The following is a 19,849-nucleotide window of genomic DNA, read 5'->3' as shown; positions in this document are numbered from 1 at the left end:
TTACGCCGGCTACGGGGTCAGACGGTGATCCGCATGTCGGCACCCGGATGCGAACTGAGCGTGACGAGGACCGAACCGCTGCCCGTTTCGAAGGCGGTGTTCGCGTAGCCGATGAAGCCGTAGTGCCCGTCGATCGTCGACACCGCGGTGACGTCACCGCTTCCCGACGCGCCGGTGTCGAGGTTGACCCACGCGGCGGTCACCGTCAACGCACACGAGCCGTCGTAGACACCGGCGTCGTAATGGATCGCCACGCGGACGCCGTCCTCGACCCGATCGTCGACCTGGACCGGCGCCACCTGCGCCTCGCCGCTGACGCTGCCTGCACACGACGGGGACGCCACCACGGGCACTCGGGCGAGTTGCGCGGACGCCTCGGCGTGAGCGGTTCCCGCCGCCGCCCAGGTCGCGATGATGGCGACAGTGAGCGCGCAACCGGCACGGAACGGGGTCATGCCTCTGTTATCGACCGGCACCAATACGGCGTTAGCGCCGGTCTCCACGGTCGAACCGAGTGCCGTCGGCCAGGATCAGCTGAAACGTCGGGCCCGCCGTCTACGATTCCTGCGGCACCCCACCCGGCACCGATGGAGAAGACGAGCAGTGAGCTACACCGCGGCCGACATCACCGAGCTCGACGATGTCCAGCACACGCGCCTGCGGCCCGCGGTGAACCTCGGGTTGGACGTGCTCAACACCGCGCTGCGCGAACTCGTCGACAATGCGATCGAGGAGGTGGCCGATCCCAGCCACGGCGGGGCATACGTGACCATCACCCTGCACGCCGACGGCTCGGTCAGCGTCGCCGACGACGGCCGCGGCCTGCCCGTCGACTCCGATCCGGTGAACGGGAAGAACGGCATCGTCAAGACGCTGGGCACCGCGCGCGCCGGCGGCAAGTTCTCCGCCCACGCCGACGCCGCCAGCACCGGCGCCGGGTTGAACGGAATCGGCGCCGCCGCAGCGGTGTTCATCTCCAAACGCACCGACGTGACGGTGCGCCGCGCCGGGAAGACCTATCTGCAGAGCTTCGGCGGCGGCTACCCCGGTGTCTTCGAGGGCAAGGACTTCGACCCGGACGCCCCCTTCACGCGGGCCGACACGCAGAAGCTGCGCGGCACCGCCAACCGCAGGCCCGATGACCACGGCACCACGGTCCGCATCCTGTTCGACCCGGCCGTGGTCCCGGATTCCGGCGTCGACATCAACGAAGTGCTGCTGCGGGCGCACGCCGCGGCGCGGATGTCACCGGGGGTGCATCTGGTCGTGGTCGACGACGGCTGGCCCGGTGACGACGTCCGGCCCGAGCTGATCGAAGCGTTCAGCGGGCCGTGGGGTACCGAGACCCTCCTGGACCTGATGTGCGCCGCTGCCGATACTCCGGTACCCGGTGTGCGCGCGGTGGTGGAGGGCCGTGGTGAGTACACCACCGGTCGCGGCCCGACCCCGTTCCGCTGGTCCCTGACCGCGGGCCCCGCCGAACCGGCAACCGTCGCCGCGTTCTGCAACACCGTGCGCACCCCCGGCGGCGGCTCGCACCTGACCGCGGCGGTCAAGGGGCTGTCGGAGGCCCTGGCCGACCGTGCGTCCCGCATCCGCGACCTGGGCCTGGCCAAAGGCGAGGACGGCCCGGAAGCACAGGATTTCGCCGCGGTCACCGCGCTGGTCGTCGACACCCGCGCCCCGGATGTGTCCTGGGATTCGCAGGCCAAGACCGCGGTGTCCTCGCGGTCGTTGAATGTGGCGATGGCCCCGGACGTCGCGCGCAGCGTCACCATCTGGGCGGCCAACCCCGCCAACGGCGACACCGTGTCGCTGTGGACCAAGCTGGCGCTGGAGGCGGCGCGGGCCCGGCGCAGCGCGGAAGGGGCGAAGGCGCGCTCGCGCGCCGCCTCGAAGGCCAAAGGGCTGGGTACGAACCTGTCGCTGCCGCCGAAGCTGCTGCCGAGCCGCGAGACCGGACGCGGGTCGGGTGCCGAGCTGTTCCTGTGCGAGGGTGACTCCGCGCTGGGTACGATCAAAGCCGCGCGGGACGCCACCTTCCAGGCGGCCTTTCCGCTGAAGGGCAAGCCACCCAACGTCTATGGCTTCACCCTCACCAAGGCTCGGGTCAAGGACGAGTTCGATGCGATCGAACGCATCCTGGGTTGCGGGGTGCGGGACAGTTGCGATCCGGAGTCGTGCCGCTACGACCGGATCCTGTTCGCCTCCGACGCCGATCCAGACGGCGGCAACATCAACTCCAGCCTCATCTCGATGTTCCTGGACTTCTACCGGCCGCTGATCGAGGCCGGCATGGTCTACGTGACGCTGCCACCGCTGTTCGTGGTCAAAGACGGCCAGCAGCGGATCTACTGCCAGGACGAGTCCGAACGCGACGCCGCCGTGGCGCAGATGAAGGCCACCTCCAAGCGCAAGGTGGAGGTGCAGCGCAACAAGGGTCTGGGCGAGATGGACGCCGACGACTTCTGGAACACCGTGCTGGATCCGCAGCGGCGCACCGTGATTCGGGTGCAGCTCGATGACGGTGAGGCGAAGCTGCACCACACGCTGTTCGGTGGGCCGCCCGAGGGCCGGCGGACGTGGATGGCCGATGTCGCCTCCCGCGTCGACACCCTGGCGCTGGACCTGGACTAGGAGCACGCTGTGACCGCCACCCTGGACGTTCCCGAGCAGAATCCGGACCTGGTGCTCGACCAGAGCGCCGACGATTACTGGAACCACTATCAGCTGACCTTCGCGCTCTACAGCGTCAGCGACCGCGCCATCCCGTCGGCGTTCGACGGGCTCAAGCCGGGGCAGCGACGGCTGCTGTACCAGATGCACGATTCCCGGCTGCTGCCCGGCAACAAGCCGCAGAAGTCCTCGAAGGTCTGTTCGGCCGTCACCGGCAACCTGCACCCCCACGGCGGGGCGTCGATGTACGGTGCCGCGGCGCTGATGGCCGCCGAGTTCCAGCGCGTGAAAGTCATTGACGGACAAGGCGCTTTCCCGCGCATCCAGGGCGACATCCCCGCCGCCGACCGCTACACCGAGATGCGGTTGTCCGCACCCGGTGCGGCCCTGACCGCAGAACTCGACGACCACGCGGTGCCCATGGTGGCGACGTTCGACGGCGAGTGGACCGAGCCGACCGTCCTGCCTGCGCGGTGGCCGGTGCTGCTCTGCAACGGCGCGGTGGGCATCGCCGAAGGCTGGGCCACCAAAGTGCCCGCCCACAACCCGCGCGAGATCATGGCCGCCTGCCGGGCGCTACTGAAGACCCCGAACATGACCGACGACAGGCTGATGAAACTCGTCCCCGGTCCGGACTGGGGCTGCGGCGCGACGGTCGTCGGTGAGACCGGCTTGCGGGAGTACATCACCACCGGCCGGGGGGCGTTCACGGTGCGGGGCACGGTCTCGGTGGACGGAAAGAACTGCGTCATCACCGAGCTGCCGCCCGGGGTGGCCAGTAACACTGTGCAGGAACGGGTTCGGGCGCTGGTCGAATCCGGGGAGATGCCCGGTGTGGCCGACATGTCCGACCTGACCGACCGCCGTAACGGGCTGCGGATCGTCGTCACCGCCAAACGCGGTCACAGTGCCGAGCAGATCCGCGAGCAACTGCTGGCCCTGACACCGTTGGAGGGGACGTTCGCCGCCAGCCTGGTGGCCCTCGACGAGAACCGGGTGCCGCGCTGGTGGTCGGTGCGTGAGCTGATCCGTGCCTTCCTGTCCCTGCGAGACTCGGTGGTGCTGCACCGCAGCGAGTATCGGCTGGAGAAGGTGACCGCGCGGCGCCATCTGGTGGCGGGCCTGATGCTCATCCACCTCGACATCGATGCTGCCGTCGCGGTCATCCGCAACTCCGACACCGTCGACGAGGCCCGCTCAGGTCTGCAGGACCGGTTCGCGATCGACGCGGTTCAAGCGGACTACGTGCTGGCGTTGCAGCTGCGTCGCCTGACCAGACTCGACGTGATCGAACTGCGCGCCGAGGCCGAGAAGCTGGACGCCGAGTTCGCCGAACTCACCGAGCTGGTGTCCAATCCGGATGCACGCCGGAACGTGATCGACCAGGAGCTGGTGGAGACGGCGAAACTGTTCAAGGGCCCGGAGTTCGACCGGCGTACCGTGCTGGACTTCGAGGCCACTCCGGTGGCGTCCGGCGCCGCGGACGACGGACCGCGTGAACGAAAGGTCAACGCCGCCTGGCGCCTCGACGACCGCGGCGTGTTCTCCGACAGCCACGGCGAGCTGCTGACCTCCGGACTGGGCTGGGCGGTGTGGACCGACGGCCGGGTCAAGTTCACCACCGGCGGCGGTCTGCCGTACAAGATCCGCGACATCCCCGTCGCGCCGGACATCACCGGGCTGCTGCGCTCCGGTGTGCTGACACCCGGCTCGCACCTGGCGCTGGTGACCCGGCGCGGCAAGATCCTGCGCATCGATCCCGCGGCGGTGAACCCGCAGGGCGCGGCGGGCAACGGCGTGGCGGGGGTGAAACTCGCCGCCGAGGATGACGAGGTCATCGCTGCACTGCCGGTGTCGTGTGAGAACGGTGAGGCCATTCTGTCGATCGCCGAGAAGAGTTGGAAGGTCACCGAAGTCGCCGACATCCCGGTGAAGGGCCGCGGTGGCGCCGGCGTCGGGTTCCACCCGTTCGTCAAGGGCGAGGACGCACTGCTGGCGGCGTCGATCTCGGCGACGGGGTTCGTGCGAGGCAAAAGGGCGGTTCGTGCCGAGAACCGCGCGAAAGCGTCGATCAAGGGTTCCGGCGCGGACGTGACACCTGCGGGGTAGCCGCACGCAGCGTCGCGACACCGGCACAGTGGTTACCCTGGCCACAGCCGTCACACTGTTAACATCGCGCCGTGTCGATATCCCGGCGTGACGCGCTGCGCTACGCCCTCGGCGCGTCGGCCCTGGCCGGGCTCGGTGCCGCGGCGGGCGCCCGCCCACCCGCGGCGTCGGCCGCCGCCCCCACGCTCATCGACTACGCCATGAAGCAGATCCCGGCACAGGACATCCGGGCCGCGGGCCACGCCGGGGTGATCAACTACGTCTCGACGTCACGGCCCGGCTCATCCTTCGGCGCCAAACCGATCACCCTGCCCTACGCGAAATCGCTGACCGCCGCCGGGTTGGCGATCGTCAGCAACTACCAGTACGGCAAACCGGGCGGGACTGCGCCGTCGGACTTCACCCGCGGATATGCCGGCGGCGTCGCCGACGCGCAGACCGCATGGCGCCTGCACTCCGCGGCCGGTGGCGGCCAGAGCGCACCGATCTACTTCAGCGTGGACGACGACGTCGATCGCGAGACGTGGAACCGTCTGGTGCTCCCCTGGTTTCGCGGCATCAACTCGGTGATCGGCGAGATGCGCACCGGAATATACGGGGGCATCCGACCCTGCCAGTGGGCTGTGGCCGACGGGGTCATCGGGAGGTCGCGGTCACCCGGCAAGGTGTGGGCCTGGCAGACCCGGTCCTGGTCCAACGGCCAGATCTACCCCGGCGCCGTGCTCTACCAGCGCATCATCGACACCGCGTCGAACCCGGGGCCGGTGGTCGGCGGCATCCGCGTCGACGTGAACGACGTGCTGGCCCAGGACTGCGGCCAGTGGAACCTGCATCCGTGACCGGGTCAGCGGCGGGGCGTCACCGTGATGTGGACGTGGTCGTAGTGGCCGTAACCCGATGCCTGCGGACCGGCAGGCGTGTAATAGGTGCCGCGCCAGATCACGTCCTGTAGCCCGAACCGGCCCGCGTTGCTCATCGCGAACGCCAGGATCTGATCCCCGAGCGCGATGCCCTCGGGGCTCTCGGGATCGGGGATCATGATGTCGATGGCCAGGCCGCTGGGATGCCACGGCTTCGAGTCCGGCCGCACCCCGTCGATGTCGGAGATCTGGGGGAACTGGTGGCTGACGGCCCTGGCCGCCACGATGGTGTTCGGCTGCAACCCGGCCTCGGAGGCGACGCCGACCGGCAGTGCCTCGGGCGGCGGCGCCACGTCGCCGGGAGGCACGCCGGGCACCGCGGCGATCGGCAGCGGCGCGCTGTCGACGATCGCTTGCTGCTGCGGTGTCAACGCCGCGTACTGCGCCTCGGCGGCGGCGATCTGACGCAGCAGCTCGCTCAGTTTGGCCTGCAGTTCAGCGCGCACGGCAGCGGCCGCCTCGGCCGCGGCGCGCGCGTCGGCGGCCGATCTCTCGGACGCCTGGGCGGCGGTGGCCGCGCGTTCGCGGGCCGTCTTGAAGGCCGCCATCTGGTCGGCGATGCCGGCCCCGACCGTCCGTTGCACCGACAGCCGATCGATCAGCTGTTGCGGGGAGCCTGCGGTCAGCACGGCCGCGAACTGACCGTCGCTCCCGCTCATGTAGTTCATCGCCGCGATCCTGTTGACCGCGTCCTGATAGGGCTCGAGCTGGGCGTTCGCGGTCTCCAGAGCCGTCAGGTCGGCGCGGTGGCGATCGGCGGCCGCTGCCTGCTCACCCAGCCTGGCGTCGGCGTCGCGCTGAGCGGCGGTGAGGGCCTCGCGACTCTGCACCGCCTGCTGGGACAACTCGTTGAGTCGGGCCAGCGCATCAGCCGCCGGATCAGCGTCGACGTTCCCCATCGACAGGGCCAGAACCAGGATCGCGGATGCCGAACCGCACATCGCTCGCCGAAGTAAGCGGCGCGCCCCGGTCACGCGGATGGTCACGATCCTTCACTCGAGGACCACACTCGGCCCGGCTGTCGATGTCCCGGGCAAGGCTACGAACTGACGCCGACGATGTCCACTTCTCCTCGTTGGAGACCTAGCGGACGACCAACTGAACCTGGGGCGCGGCCGCCTGGTTGTAGAGGGCCCCGGCTTCGCCCATCGCGGCTTCGACGGTGTTGTAGTAGCCGGTTCCGACCCCGCGCCCGTGCTTGAGCAGCTGCGGGTTCTGCGCGAGCGTCGCGGCCTGCACAGTGTCGCCGGTGATGCCGTATTTCGTGAACGCCTCCCTGTACCTGACGATGAAACGAGCGATCGCCTGGTTGGGGTCCTGCCGTTCGGCGACGGTGCCGAAGCTCGCCTTCTCCTGGAACAGGCCGAGGACCTCATCGGCCGCTGTCCCCGGCCCGCCGTAGGGCTGCACCCCGCCGGATGCCGCCGGGCGGAAGGAGGACTCGATCTTCGCGGTGGCGATGATGGTCTTGATCTGCTCTGCGGTCAGCCCGGCGGCCTGGCCCTGACTCACGATGGCCCTGACGATGTCCTGCGGGCCGGAGTCCTTGGTCGCGAGCACCGGCTTGGGGGCGGGGGCGGCCGCGAGCACCGGCTCGGGGGTGGTTGCCACTGGCTGGTCGGGCGATACGAACAGAGCAGCACCCCCGACGCCGGCGGTGACGGAAAGAGTGAGGAGGAAGGTCTTTCCGTGCTTCTTCTCTGCGAACGTCGTCAATCGGTTGGGCTTCGGCATGGTCTTTCTTCTGTGTGCGTGTGTCGTGGGCAGCGGCCGATCCCGACACGGTCGGAGGACGTGCCACTAGGGAACGAGTGCTGCACAGCGGCCGATGGTCACCCGGACAACTGGCGCCACTGTTTGCGGGATGTGGCCTACATTGCGTTGTCGGGGTCGCCGCCCTGTGAGTTAGGCGCCGACTGTAGTGGAACGCCAACGGTTCTCAAAAAACGCCGGGCAGACGGTGGATACCGGGCGAGTGCAGCAGTGCGACGCAGATCACACCGCATCTGGTTTTTCCTGCGCGGATCCGCTCGAATCGGTGTCCTAACTCGCGGTACCTCTGGAAGTCGCGTCACAGGGCGGTCGACGTTGAGGTGTTGGACACGCTGTCTTATGCGTGGCCGCCGAACCGCGGTGGGTAGAGGAGAGAGATGAGCGACGACAAGCCGGCGGTCCGCGACCGCGGTTCGGTGTACGGTTCGCACCTTCGGTCGACGGCGGTCGTCGCGGTGCAGTTCATCGCGGTCGCCGCCGCGCTCTGGGTCCTGGCGTGGGTGGTGGGGAAGACGTGGGTGATCCTGCTGCCGGTGGCGCTGGCCCTGGTCCTGTGCACGGTGTTGTGGCCACCTGTGCGCTGGTTACGCGACAAGGGCGTGCCCCCTGCGGCGGCGGCGTTGTCGGCCCTGCTGTTGGCGCTCGGCGTGATCGCCGGCGTCCTGGCGGCGGTGGCACCGGCGATCGTCGAGCAGTCCACCGAACTCGCCGAACAGGCGTCCGCCGGTGTGGTGCAGGTGCGGGACTGGCTCGGCGGCCCGCCGCTGGACATCAGTGACGCGCAGCTCGATTCCGCGGTCGCGGCGATCACCGACCGGCTGAACTCGAGTAGCGCCCAGATCGCCGCCGGGGTGTTCACCGGTGTGGGAGCCGCGACGTCGGCGTTGGTCACGGTGTTCACCACCATCGTGGTGACCTTCTTCTTCCTGAAGGACGGCCCGCGCTTCCTGCCGTGGTTGCGTCATGCGGTGGGCGCCCCGGGCGCCCGTCACGTGGCGGAGATCCTCCAGCGGGTGTGGTCGACGCTCGGCGGATTCATCCGCACTCAGGCGCTGGTGAGCTTCGTCGACGCGGTGCTCATCGGTATCGGTCTGCTGATCCTCGGGGTGCCCCTGGCCTACGCCCTCGCGATCATCACCTTCATCGGTGGCTTCGTGCCGATCGTCGGTGCGTTCGTCGCCGGCGGTCTCGCGGTGCTGATCGCGTTGGTGTCCAACGGGCCGGTCAACGCGCTCATCGTGTTGGGGATCATCCTGGCGGTGCAGCAACTAGAGGGCAACGTCCTGCAGCCGTGGTTGCAGTCGAAGTCCATGAAGCTGCACGCGGTGATCGTGCTGCTGGCCGTGACGTTGGGCGCGTCCACCTTCGGAGTGATCGGAGCGTTCCTCGCGGTACCGGTGGCGGCGGCCGTCGCCGTCATCCTGCGCTACTACGACGAGCAGGTCGAAGCGCGCGCCGACGAGGAAACGTCCTCCACCGACGGCATACCGTCCGATGCGGAAGCGTCACCCTGACCCTTTCGCTCGCGGGTCGGGTCAGGTGCCGTCGGCACGACGGCCGGGGCCGGCCGTCAACAACGCGACGGCCTCATCAGCCGCCGCCTTCACCGTCGCCGCAGATGCGCCACCCTTGCGCAGCGCCTCCATCCCCCGCAGGACCGCCAACAGCAGACTGGCCGTCGACTTGGCGTCGATGTCCGACGGGAGGTCGCCGTCGGCTCGCGCGGCGTCGATCGTGGCCGTCAGTTCACGCAGCCACACGTCGAGTGTCCGCTTGACGTGCTTGGCCACCAGCGGATCGGTCGAGGACAGTTCGGCCGCGCTCTTGGCGAGGAGGCACCCGCGGCGATCGGTGTCCGACACCACGTTGGCGGCGACAGCGCGCACATGCGCGACCAGGCGGTCGTACGCCGGGAGGTCCGGGTTGCGGAGTTCGGCGCGGATACCGCTGATCGCGTCGGTGCAGTAGGACTCGAGGCCGCGCAGAAACATGCTGTGCTTGTCGCCGAACGCCTTGTAGAAACTGCCGCGGCCCAAACCGGTTGCGGCACTGAGGTCGTCGATGCTCGTCGCGGCGTATCCCTGGTCCCAGAACAGATCGCGGCTGGCCTCGACGACGGCGGCTTCGTCGAACTTGCGGGGGCGTGCCATGCCGCCATCGTACCCATTGGTGACCTTTCGGTACACAACGTGCGGTCGACATTGTGTACCATTCAGTCAATAACCGTATCGACCCGAAGGAGACATCCCATGAGTTCCGTCATCGTGGCACCGGAAGTACCCACGACACCCCTCCACGACCTCGTCGGCAAGACCGCCGTCATCACCGGCGGCAGCAAGGGCATCGGCGCGGCGACCGTGGCCCGCTTCGTCGAAGGGGGCGCGCGCGTCGTCACCTCCGGTCGCTCCCGGCCGGACTCGCTGCCCCCGGGGGTCGAATACGTCATCGCCGACGTCGCCACCGTCGACGGTGTCGATCACCTGGCCCGGCGATCCCGGGAGATCCTCGGCGACGTCGACATCGTCGTCAACAACGCCGGCGCGTCGACACCGCATTTCGGCGGCGTACTCGACATCCCGGATGCGGAGTGGGCCGCAGACCTCGCGATCAATTTCCTGGCCGCCGTTCGACTCAACGCCGCGCTGCTCCCCGCTATGTACGCCCGCGGCAAGGGTTCGATCATCAACGTCTCCTCCGCGGTGACGTTGAGTCCACCGTCGCCGATGTTGCACTACGCCAGCGCCAAAGCGGCCCTGGCCACCTACACCACAGGGCTGGCCGCAGAGGCCGGGCCGCGCGGCGTACGAGTCAACACCCTGACTCCCGGCAACGTCACCTCACCGGGTGCCGACGCCATCCGGCAGGCGATCATCGACGCCGGGGGTGCCGACAGCCCGGAGGCCGGTGGCACCCCGATCCCGCTCGGCCGAAAAGGCACGGGGTCGGACATCGCCGAGGCGATCGCCTTCCTCGCCTCCGACCGGGCCGCATGGATCACCGCCAGCAATCTGGTGGTCGACGGCGGCCAGGTCCAGGCCAGATAGCGACTGCTCTTCGCAGCTGACGTCAACACCGTTGCGCCGCTTCGATTTGCGGGCCCGGCAGACCGCGGGGCGATGACCAGGGGTGGACCCCCCTCCGGGTGGGTACCCCCCAGCCCATGGCCGACAAGAAACCCCGCGACGACAACTCCGGTGACCGCGATTCCGTTGTCATCTTCGCCCCGCTGCCCGTGCTCACCGTGACGGTCGAGGACCGTTCGGGGAAGGCCGACATCCACGTCCACGCCGGGGGCCAGGGTGTCTGGCAGTCCCGCATGATGTCGTCCCTCGGCGTGCCGGTGGTGCTGTGCTCGGCGCTCGGCGGGGAGACGGGTGACGTCCTCGGGCACCTGCTGCCCATGCGCGACGTCACCGTGCGGGCCGTGCCGGTCAGCGCACGCAACGGCTCGTACGTGCACGACCGCCGCTCGGGCAGCCGTGAGGTCATCGCCGAGGCCGACGGCAGCCCGCTGGACCGCCACGAACTCGACTCCCTCTACGAACTCACGCTCACCGAGGGCCTGACCCACGGCCGGGTCCTGCTGTCTGGGCCGCAGGAAGACGACGTGGTGCCTGCCGATCTCTACCGGCGGCTGTCCACCGACCTGGGTGCCAACGGCTGCAAGGTGGCCGCCGACCTCTCCGGCGAGCGGCTCGAAGCCGTGCTCGCCGGCAAGCCGGACCTGATCAAGGTCAGCCACGAGGAGCTCCTCGACGACGGCCGGGCGAAGTCGGAGGACGCGGAAGACCTGGTCAAGGCGATGCGGTCGATACGCGATGAGGGTGCGGGCACGATCGTGGTGTCCCGGTCCGGATCCGAGCCTGCGCTGGCCCTGCTCGACGACGATGAGGTCGTCGAAATCTGCATGCCTGCGCTGGAGCCGGCCGATTCGGCGGGCGCCGGAGACTCCATGACCGCAGGCATCGTGTCCGCGCTGGCGAACGGTCGACCGCTGCGCAGAGCGCTGCAGATCGGCGCGGCCTGCGGGGCGCTCAACGTCGTGCGACACGGGCTGGGCACCGGTGGCGCACGGGCGGTCGAGACGCTCGCCGAGCGGGTGGAGCTGCACCCATGGAAGTAGTGCCGGCAGAGGAGGTGGACGCGTGCCACTCGCACTGGTGACCAACGACGACGGGATCGACTCCCCCGGGCTCCACACGCTGGTGATGGCGGCGCTGGAGGCGGGATTGGACGTGATCGTGGCCGCCCCGGCCGAGCAGGCAAGCGGCGCGAGCGCGGCGCTGAGCGCAGTCCGCGAGGACGGTCACACGGTCGTCGAGCAGCGCGATCTGCCCGGCCTCGACGTCCAGGCGTGGGCGGTTCAGGCGCAGCCGGGTCACATCGTCGCTGCCGCGCTCAACGGTTGGTTCGATCCGCGTCCGGACGTCGTGCTGTCCGGAATCAACCACGGCGCCAACGTCGGTCGCGCCGTCCTGCACTCCGGCACCGTCGGTGCCGCACTCACGGCCAAGATCAGCGACACCCGCGCGCTGGCGGTGTCGCTGGACGTCGCGCTGCACCCGACCGGCGAACGGCACTGGAGAACGGCCGCCGGCCTGCTGGCGCCGGTGCTGGAGCTGCTGTTCGATGCACCCGACGGCACCGTGCTGTCCCTCAACGTCCCCGATCGGCCCGCGGCGGATGTGGGTCCGCTTCGCCACGCGCGGCTGGCCCGGAGCGGGGCGGTGCAGACGCGCGTCGAGGAGGTGCGCGATGGGGGCGTGCGTCTGGGCGAGGTCGAGGTGTCCGACGAGCCCGAGGAGGACACCGACAGCGCGCTGCTCGACGCCGGGCACCCCACACTGACGGAGCTGCGCTCGGTCGAGGCGGACGAGGGCGAACTCGTGCGAAAGTGGTTGGCGGGGCGGCCCGGTCGCGAGTCCGGGTAGTGACTGCTGCGGCGTGCACTTCTACGTGCCGGCCCCGAGCGGGAGTATCTCTCCCCAGTCGAGGACCAGCGCGACGGGTATGCCCAATTCCTGCCACAGCCCCGCGATCTCCGGATCGTCGTCGATGGCCGCACGGATGTCGTACTTGAACGCCAGGCCGTCGTGAATCTCTCGTTTGACGTCCATGTTGGGTCGGACGTCCATGTGCCGGCGCGTATGGATGCCGGCGGGCGACACCGCCAGATGTTCCGAGAGCCATCGAACGATCAGCGTGTGCGCCCAGGCGTCGTGGCCGGTGACTATCAGGACATCGTGTCCGCTGCTGTGGAAATCGACGCGCCACTCGACCACTGCCCGGTGGGGTGGGCATCGAACACACCCTTCATGGAAGGCGGTGACTGCGGGTCGACTGTCTACTGCCCTCTCCCCGGCTTGTTGACGTTCGTGGGCCTCAACCCTTGCGCGAAAGCTCGAATATCTCGCCTTTGATCGCCCAGCGGTCCACGCCCGCTTCACATTCGGCGGCGAGGAATTCCCCACCCACGCACAAGTGGTCGGAAGGGTCCCACTTGACGCCTGACCGGTACGGAGAGACCAACCGGGGCCTATCACCCAGCACGCCGCGGCTTCGATCGAGCAGATATTTCTCGATCTCTTCGGGCTGCACCCCGAGGGCTTTCGCGAGTCGCTCTGTCACCTCCGGCGAGACGGGTCTCTCGGTGTGGGTTTGGAAGGCGCAGATCACCCCGTCGACGATCCCCTTCACCAATCCACCCCATACCCTTTGCCGACGATGTGGTGCCCGAACTTCGATTCGGACGCCGAATGGTGTGTCGGGCCCGATCACCGGGGAGAACACCTGACAGTCGCCGCGCCACAGCGCCAGCCAGACTTGCGCCAATTGCTTTTCGGACTTGAACACACCCAGATCAGTCCAGTCGAAGGAGCCGAGTGCTCGGCCTTTGCTCCAATGTGAGAAGGGTTCAGAACGGGGCGCGAGCGCGTAGCGGTAGTGGAATCGATAGTCGGCGCCATCTGGAGCCGCCGGCAGTGTGTCCGCGAGTTCGAAGCGGATCCCGTTGCGGCCGGCGACCTTGAACGTGCCGATGTTGTAGAGCACGAGATTCTCGACGTCGGCATTCGGGAGTTTCGCGCCGCCGAACGTGGCGTGCAACACTTGCTCCGCCGACGGTTCGAGCTGCCGGCAACGATCACGGATCTCATGTCGCAGACGCTCTTGCCACGGTGGCCGGCGCTCGAATCGGATGTAATCATCGGTCCAGGCCACGACTACGGCGCTGTCCGGTTCCGGTCCGTGGAGCAGGAATTGCCCCTCGTGCGTCACGGCGATCTCCGTGCTCGCGCTGTGGCTTGCCGAAACGCATTGTGAGTCAGCTCTTTCGGGTGGCAGATTCCGCATCGCACGATCGGCTCGCCGAGCCTGTCGACCGCCCACTGGTCGATCTCGGCCGGATCGGGCGCGCATACTTTCGCGTACTGTCCGATCCACTTGCCCCCACCGGGGTTCTGACCATTGATCGTCCGGCAGCTGGCACGGTGAAGACGGGCCCCGCTGACGCTGTAGCTGCGCAGGATGTTGATCACATAGCCGCCGGGGTTGGCGGCGAGCCAGGCCAGGAAGTCATCGTCACGGTCACCGTTGTCATCCCGGAACTCTCGGACTGCCATTCATCCCCCTCCCCCGGAATTCCCCCCGGAACCCGGACCTCAAGCAGGCGAACATTTTACTGATGCCCACCGACAATTCGGTCTGCCGCACGAGTTACCCGCCACCAGCCTGCGAAGGGGGCCATGGATTGGGTGTTGTTCCCGTAGTCCCGCGACCAATCGGGTTCCTGCTCGTCCCAACGTCTCCGAAAGCCGTCGCTGCGTCGCGACGGTTGGCGTCGGCGTGGTGGTACGCAGCGTTATGCAGCGGGTAGAGCCCATGCCCGAACACTGCTACGACCCGCACTGGAGGACGCCGCTCACGACCTGGTGGCGGCCGCTACAGGACCGGCACCGGCCCGCCATCCAAGCCGACTCGATGCGGGCGACGGGTTTTGTCGGTGGTCGAATGTATGTTCGATCTATGTCGGTTGGCGGTCTCCAGGATGCGGTGACGGCGCTGCGCGCCGCCTGCGACGCGGTGGCCGCCTGCGATGTCGACCTACTCGGCCACCACGATCTCCTGGCGGCGCTGGATGAACTCGAGGGGCTGGGGTGTCAGCTGCCCGCGCTGCGCCACCGGCTGCTGGCCCGCCTGCAGGTCGAGGCGACACCGCAGCAGCTGGGCGCCAAATCGTGGAAAGAGGTCCTCACAATCCGCTGGCGGATATCGACCGGCGAGGCCCACCGGCGCCTCACCGAGGCCGCCCTTTTGGCGCCACGCCCGGCGGTGACCGGCCCCTCGCTACCGCCGAAGTTGGCCGCCACCGCGATCGCGCAGGCGCACGGGTTGATCACCGGGGAGCACGTGGAGGTCATCCGCAAAGCCGTCGACAAGCTGCCCGGATTCGTCGACCCCGCCACCCGTGAGCAGTGCGAGGTCACCCTGGTGCGCACCGCCGTGGGTGTGGGTCCCAAGGAACTCAAAGACGCCGCCGAGCTGATCCTGTTTCTGCTCGACCAGGACGGTCCCGAACCCGATGACACCGAATGTGCCCGCAAACGCGGGGTCACCAAGCACAAACAGCGCGACGACGGGATGGTCGACCTGTCCGGCCACCTGACGCCGGAAGCGTGGGCGGTGTGGGAGGTCATCTTCGCCAAGTACGCCGCACCGGGGATGTGCAATCCCGACGATCCCGAACCCTGCACCTCGGGCACGCCCACCCAAGCCCAGATCGACAACGACCACCGCACCCTGGCCCAGCGGCAACACGATGCGATGGTGGCGATCGGGCGCATCGCGGTGATGAGCGGAGAGCTCGGTCAGTTGAACGGGCTGCCGGTCTCGGTCATCATCCGCACCACCCTGCAGGACCTCGAATCGCGCGCCGGGGTCGGCACCACCGGGGGCGGCACCATGATCCCGATCAAGGACGTGATCAGGATGGCCGGCCACGCCAACCACTACCTCGCGGTGTTCGACCGCGCGACCGGATCGGCGCTAGATCTGTTCCGCACCAAACGCACCGCGTCCCCGGCGCAACGCATCATGCTGACCGCCCGAGATGGTGGCTGCACCAAACCCGGCTGCACTGTCGGCGCCTACGGCTGCCAGGTTCACCATGTCGATTCCGACTGGGCCGATGGCGCCAACACCAATATCGACGAACTCGGGCTGGCCTGCGGACCCGACAACCGCGTTGTCGACAAAGACAACGGCTGGACCACCCGCATGACAGACCAACACGACGTCGAATGGATCCCACCCCCACCGCTGGACACCGGCCAAACCCGGATCAACCACTACCACCGACCCGAACGCCTCCTCGCCCCACCCGACGACCCCGACGCGCCCGACGACCCCGCCGAGCCCGCTGACGACGCCGACGAGCCCGACCCAGTGGAGCCGGACTCGCCCACCCGGTCCGCCGACAGTCCTGGTGAGCCGGGCGGCCCCGCACCACCGGAAGCTCAGGCGGCCTGACCGCCACACATCACACCCGCACCCCACGGCATCGCGGCGGGTGGGAAGCCTGCTGCGCCCAGGACCTCGGGAACGGCAGCTTCACCTGTACCGGCGGCTACCCGGTCCCCCGGACCACCCGGGCTCAGGAGTCCTGCGTCGTAGCGCCAAATAGGGTCTTGCCCGACGAACCCGGTTGGCTGCCGCCGTACACCAACAACATCGCTTAGCGGCTATGACAGGGACGCGGCGCTGACACCCGCCGCGTCCGACGGTCGCCGGCCCGGCTGTTCAAAAGAAGGACAGGACAGGCGGGTTCGGCGATCCAGCCCACGAAGCCCCTACGCGTGGGCCATGTTCGCGAAGCGCGACAGATGCAGTTGGTGTGCAACGGTGATCGTCTTCGTCGGGCCGTTACGGTGCTTGGCCACGATGAGGTCGGCCTCGCCGCCGCGCGGATCGTCACGCTCGAACGCATCGGGCCGGTGCAACAGGATCACCATGTCGGCGTCCTGCTCGATCGCGCCTGACTCGCGAAGGTCCGAGAGCATCGGCTTCTTGTCCGTCCGCTGCTCGGGACCACGGTTCAGCTGGCTCATGGCGATCACGGGGACCTCGAGTTCCTTGGCCAGCAGCTTCATGTTTCGGGAGAACTCCGACACTTCCTGCTGGCGTGACTCGACCTTCTTGCCCGACGTCATCAGCTGCAGGTAGTCGATGACGATGAGCCGCAGTCCGGCCTTCTGGTGGAGCCGGCGCGCCTTCGCCCGGATCTCCATCATCGTCAGGTTCGGCGAGTCGTCGATGTAGAGCGGAGCCTCGCTGATCTCACTCATCCGCCGCGCCAACCGCGTCCAGTCGTCATCGCTCATCCGGCCCGAGCGCATGTCGGCCAGCTTGATCTTCGCCTCGGCCGACAGCAATCGCATGACGATCTCGGACTTGCTCATCTCCAGGGAGAAGATGACGCTCGGGAGCTGATTCTTGATCGAGCAGGACCGCATGAAATCCAGTCCCAGTGTGGAGTTGTGCGTCGGCACCATCGACCGACTCGCCAGGTACATATGGCTGGTGTTGTCGACCTCGACGCACCGCACGGGAACGCTGGGTACCGGCCGCACGTCGACGATGAAGCGCGACCCGGAACGGGCGGTGCTCGTGGCGCCGCGCCGTTCCTTGTGCAGCAATGCCTTTCGACTGAGCCCGAAGACTTCGTCGTCCGTGGAGAAGTTGAGGGTGTACGCGACCGATGTACTCTCCCAGCGGCCTTTCACGACCTTGGTCGAGGTCTGGCACCGGTAACCCAGGCTCACCACCAACTCCGCGACGTCCGACGCGAGTCGCTTGTTCGTGACACTGAATTGGATCCCGCCGCCAACGGTGACCGTTCCGTCGGTGTCGAGCAGTCCCGCGAGCAAGGCCCGCCGCTGCGACTCCGACGCTCGCAGATAGTCCATGGGGATGTGCTTGTCGCCCAGCACTTCGATCGTGCGGAGCCGACCCTGCAGCGTCCCTACTTCGCTGTGGCAGCGCTGGCATAGGCGCAGTCCGCAGGATCGTCCCCCGCACCGCTCACAGGAGGGTGGCGGCACCGGCGCGGACACGAATCGCGCCCGCCCGCCACACGACCGTCCGCACGTGCGCACCTGGCTGGTCTGGGGAACGAACTTTGCGCCACACACCTCGCACTCTCGGGGCGCAATGGCTGCAGGCTCGGGCAATCGCAGCTGATACCGGTATAGAGCGCTGGCCGACCGGTGTGCCTCGATGCCCTCTCCCTCGATGCGCATCACGATCTCTGGATCAGCACAGGTGATCTGCGCAGCCGCGGAGGTGCCGTCACCGAGCCAAGCACCCAGCGTGTACGGCGGCACAAGCAGATCGCGCTCGGGCGCTTGGAGCGCCGCCGCGTTGGTGACCGAGTGGTTCAGACGGCGGTCGGCGGTCGGGCAGCGCAGCGTCGCCGCAATCTCCTCAGTCGTACGGATCGCCGCTTCCTGCGTGGACCTCCGCGACGCCCGCGTATCAGTGAGCCACTGATGTTCGGCGTCCGCGACGATGACGGTGCCGTCGGAGAACTCGACCTCGTAGCAGGGCCGGCCGACCATCACGTCGGTCGCCGCCACCACCCGGGTCTGCTTGCCGTCGTCACCGATCAACTGGTCACCCACGGCGACCTCGCCCATGGTGGTCCAGCCGTCCGGCGTCGGCAGCGGTGTATCGAGCGCGAGCGCCTTCCCCATACCCGGCCGCGCCGCGATCACGATCATCTGGCCCGAGTGCAGGCCGTTGGTCAACTCGTCGAGTTCGGTGAAACCCGTCGGCACACCGCGCGAGATCCCGCCCTGGGAGGCGATGGCGTCGATCTCGTCCATCGTGGGCTGCAGCAGGCTCTCCAGTACGGCGAAGTCCTCGGACGAGCGCCGGTCCACCACGTCGTAGACCTCGGCCTGCGCCCGGTCGACCACATCGGCCACGTCCGCCCCGTCGGCGCCCGCATAGCCGTACTGCACGACGCGGGTACCCGCCTCCACCAACCGGCGCAGCAGCGCCTTCTCGGCCACGATGCCCGCGTAGAACCCGGCGTTGGCCGCCGTCGGCACCGTGGAAATCAGCGTGTGCAGATACGGCGCCCCGCCGATCCGCCGCAGCAGCCCACGCCGGTCCAACTCGGCGGCCACCGTCACCGCGTCGGCGGGCTCACCGCGCCCGTACAGGTCGAGAACGGCGTCGTACACGTTCTGGTGTGCCGGCCGGTAGAAATCGCCGGGACGCAGCCGTTCGAGCACGTCGGCGATCGCGTCCTTGCTGAGCAGCATGCCGCCGAGAACGGCCTGCTCGGCCGCGGCGTCATGCGGAGGTTGACGGCCGAAATCCTCACTGGGCGGAGGAGCGTCCATGTCCGGATGACCACGGTCGTCCACGACAGCCACGAGACCCCCTCAATCTGTCGAACGTCAGTTCGCTTTCCGCTCGTTGCGACTGTAGGGACCCCCACCGACAACTCCGCGCGAGGGCCAACGTTAGACGTTGCTGGGGCGGCCGGGAACCAGGCCTGTGGAGGAACCTGTGCATCGCGTGTGGATAGATCAGGCCGCGCATGTTGAGGCGTTGGGGAGAACCTGTGGATGAAGGTTCGTTATGTGGATATCACTGCAGATAAGCGCATCACAGCGCCAGTAATTCGTTGTGGATAGAAACTTCCCCGGCGTGTCGTGGCGGGTTGACGAGTCGGGCGTGTTGAGTAGCGCGGCAGCGCCGGGCAGGTTAACACCAGATAACGTTCGCTACGCAAACTTCGGCCGAAGAAGTTCGCCAGAAGACACAGCAACGCCCGGGTGGGAACAAGATCAGTTCCCACCCGGGCGTATTTGACGCTGGTGTCAGCTTTCGGCGACGACGTTCAGCGACACCGAGGCTTCCACACCCGGGTGCAGCCGCACCGAAACGGCGTGCGTGCCGAGGCTCTTGATGTGCGCCTTCGGCAGCTGGACCGTCCGCTTGTCGAGGTTCGGCCCGCCGGCCTTCTTGATCGCGGCAACCACATCGGTGGACGTGACCGAACCGAACAGCTTGCCGGTGTCGGCCGACGCGTTCACCGCGAGCTCGACGGTGTCGAGCGCCTCGAGGGCGGTCTTGATCTCGTTGGCGTGCTCGAGACCGCGGACGGTCTTGAGCTCCCGGGCGCGACGAATGTCGTCGGCCTGGCGCTGGGCGCCCCGGCTGGCGACGATCGCCAGCCCGCGCGGCAGCAGGTAGTTACGGCCGTAGCCGTCCTTGACTTCCACGGTGTCACCGGGCTCGCCGAGGTGTTCCACGTCGGCGGTCAGAATCAGTTTCATCTCGTTGATCTCTCGTTTCCGGTG

At 68.1% G+C, this 19,849-nt stretch carries 17 protein-coding genes; 8 read left to right on the top strand and 9 right to left on the bottom strand.

Annotated elements, in window-relative coordinates; genetic code table 11:
• Positions 1 to 17: 17 nt before the first annotated feature.
• Positions 18 to 455, bottom strand: coding sequence for a hypothetical protein (locus AU196_RS04725; RefSeq protein WP_059093936.1), 438 nt, complete (start codon positions 453 to 455; stop codon positions 18 to 20).
• A 148-nt stretch (positions 456 to 603) separates the two neighbouring features.
• Between AU196_RS04725 and AU196_RS04720 the strand changes: the two genes are divergently transcribed.
• From AU196_RS04720 to AU196_RS04710, 3 genes are all read left to right on the top strand, one after another.
• Positions 604 to 2,637, top strand: coding sequence for a toprim domain-containing protein (locus tag AU196_RS04720; protein WP_059093935.1), 2,034 nt, complete (start codon positions 604 to 606; stop codon positions 2,635 to 2,637).
• Between the two features lie 9 nt (positions 2,638 to 2,646).
• Positions 2,647 to 4,785, top strand: coding sequence for a DNA gyrase subunit A (locus tag AU196_RS04715; RefSeq protein ID WP_059093934.1), 2,139 nt, complete (start codon positions 2,647 to 2,649; stop codon positions 4,783 to 4,785).
• Between the two features lie 71 nt (positions 4,786 to 4,856).
• A complete protein-coding gene (locus AU196_RS04710; protein ID WP_059093933.1) occupies positions 4,857 to 5,624 on the top strand; it encodes a DUF1906 domain-containing protein in 768 nt (255 codons plus the stop codon).
• A 5-nt stretch (positions 5,625 to 5,629) separates the two neighbouring features.
• On the opposite strand, the gene AU196_RS04705 is transcribed toward AU196_RS04710, so the two are convergent.
• Together AU196_RS04705 and AU196_RS04700 are read right to left on the bottom strand one after the other, a co-directional pair.
• Positions 5,630 to 6,679: a VldE C-terminal domain-containing protein gene (locus AU196_RS04705; RefSeq protein ID WP_059093996.1), complete on the bottom strand. Its 1,050-nt coding sequence runs from the start codon at positions 6,677 to 6,679 to the stop codon at positions 5,630 to 5,632.
• Between the two features lie 109 nt (positions 6,680 to 6,788).
• Complete coding sequence (locus AU196_RS04700) at positions 6,789 to 7,439, bottom strand: hypothetical protein (protein WP_059093932.1); 651 nt, start codon at positions 7,437 to 7,439, stop codon at positions 6,789 to 6,791.
• Positions 7,440 to 7,855: 416 nt separating this feature from the next.
• Between AU196_RS04700 and AU196_RS04695 the strand changes: the two genes are divergently transcribed.
• Positions 7,856 to 8,992, top strand: coding sequence for an AI-2E family transporter (locus tag AU196_RS04695; RefSeq protein ID WP_059093931.1), 1,137 nt, complete (start codon positions 7,856 to 7,858; stop codon positions 8,990 to 8,992).
• A gap of 21 nt (positions 8,993 to 9,013) precedes the next feature.
• Here the strand turns inward: AU196_RS04695 and AU196_RS04690 are convergent, their stop codons facing one another.
• Positions 9,014 to 9,628, bottom strand: coding sequence for a TetR/AcrR family transcriptional regulator (locus AU196_RS04690; RefSeq protein WP_059093995.1), 615 nt, complete (start codon positions 9,626 to 9,628; stop codon positions 9,014 to 9,016).
• 99 nt (positions 9,629 to 9,727) lie between these two features.
• Between AU196_RS04690 and AU196_RS04685 the strand changes: the two genes are divergently transcribed.
• From AU196_RS04685 to surE, 3 genes are all read left to right on the top strand, one after another.
• A complete protein-coding gene (locus tag AU196_RS04685; RefSeq protein WP_059093930.1) occupies positions 9,728 to 10,522 on the top strand; it encodes an SDR family oxidoreductase in 795 nt (264 codons plus the stop codon).
• Between the two features lie 116 nt (positions 10,523 to 10,638).
• Positions 10,639 to 11,601 carry a 1-phosphofructokinase family hexose kinase gene (locus AU196_RS04680; protein ID WP_059093929.1) on the top strand — a complete coding sequence of 321 codons (963 nt, stop codon included), beginning with the start codon at positions 10,639 to 10,641 and terminating at the stop codon, positions 11,599 to 11,601.
• Between the two features lie 22 nt (positions 11,602 to 11,623).
• Positions 11,624 to 12,409 carry a 5'/3'-nucleotidase SurE gene (gene surE / locus AU196_RS04675; protein ID WP_059093928.1) on the top strand — a complete coding sequence of 262 codons (786 nt, stop codon included), beginning with the start codon at positions 11,624 to 11,626 and terminating at the stop codon, positions 12,407 to 12,409.
• A gap of 21 nt (positions 12,410 to 12,430) precedes the next feature.
• Here surE and AU196_RS04670 read toward each other — a convergent pair whose 3' ends face one another.
• The 3 genes from AU196_RS04670 to AU196_RS04660 all read right to left on the bottom strand — a co-directional run bounded on the left by AU196_RS04670 (position 12,431) and on the right by AU196_RS04660 (position 14,098).
• Positions 12,431 to 12,760: a phosphatase domain-containing protein gene (locus tag AU196_RS04670; protein ID WP_059093927.1), complete on the bottom strand. Its 330-nt coding sequence runs from the start codon at positions 12,758 to 12,760 to the stop codon at positions 12,431 to 12,433.
• Positions 12,761 to 12,860: 100 nt separating this feature from the next.
• Positions 12,861 to 13,754, bottom strand: coding sequence for a hypothetical protein (locus AU196_RS04665; protein ID WP_059093926.1), 894 nt, complete (start codon positions 13,752 to 13,754; stop codon positions 12,861 to 12,863).
• Positions 13,751 to 14,098, bottom strand: coding sequence for a hypothetical protein (locus AU196_RS04660; protein WP_059093925.1), 348 nt, complete (start codon positions 14,096 to 14,098; stop codon positions 13,751 to 13,753). Before AU196_RS04660 ends, AU196_RS04665 begins: the two co-directional genes overlap by 4 nt.
• A 388-nt stretch (positions 14,099 to 14,486) precedes the next feature.
• On the opposite strand from AU196_RS04660, the gene AU196_RS04655 reads away from it, so the two are divergent.
• Positions 14,487 to 16,004, top strand: a complete 1,518-nt coding sequence (locus AU196_RS04655) for an HNH endonuclease signature motif containing protein (protein WP_059093924.1) — start codon at positions 14,487 to 14,489, stop codon at positions 16,002 to 16,004.
• 320 nt (positions 16,005 to 16,324) lie between these two features.
• On the opposite strand, the gene dnaB is transcribed toward AU196_RS04655, so the two are convergent.
• Both dnaB and rplI read right to left on the bottom strand, forming a co-directional pair.
• Positions 16,325 to 18,916 carry a replicative DNA helicase gene (dnaB, locus tag AU196_RS04650; RefSeq protein ID WP_059093923.1) on the bottom strand — a complete coding sequence of 864 codons (2,592 nt, stop codon included), beginning with the start codon at positions 18,914 to 18,916 and terminating at the stop codon, positions 16,325 to 16,327.
• Between the two features lie 450 nt (positions 18,917 to 19,366).
• Positions 19,367 to 19,825 (bottom strand): 50S ribosomal protein L9, encoded by a 459-nt coding sequence (rplI, locus tag AU196_RS04645; protein WP_059093922.1) that lies wholly within the window; start codon positions 19,823 to 19,825, stop codon positions 19,367 to 19,369.
• Positions 19,826 to 19,849: the final 24 nt, after the last annotated feature.

The sequence above is a fragment of the Mycobacterium sp. IS-1742 genome (genome assembly GCF_001500125.1).
Classification (GTDB): Bacteria; Actinomycetota; Actinomycetes; order Mycobacteriales; family Mycobacteriaceae; genus Mycobacterium.
Note: the sequence above shows the minus strand (reverse complement) of the source record. Positions and strands in the feature narration are given on the sequence as shown.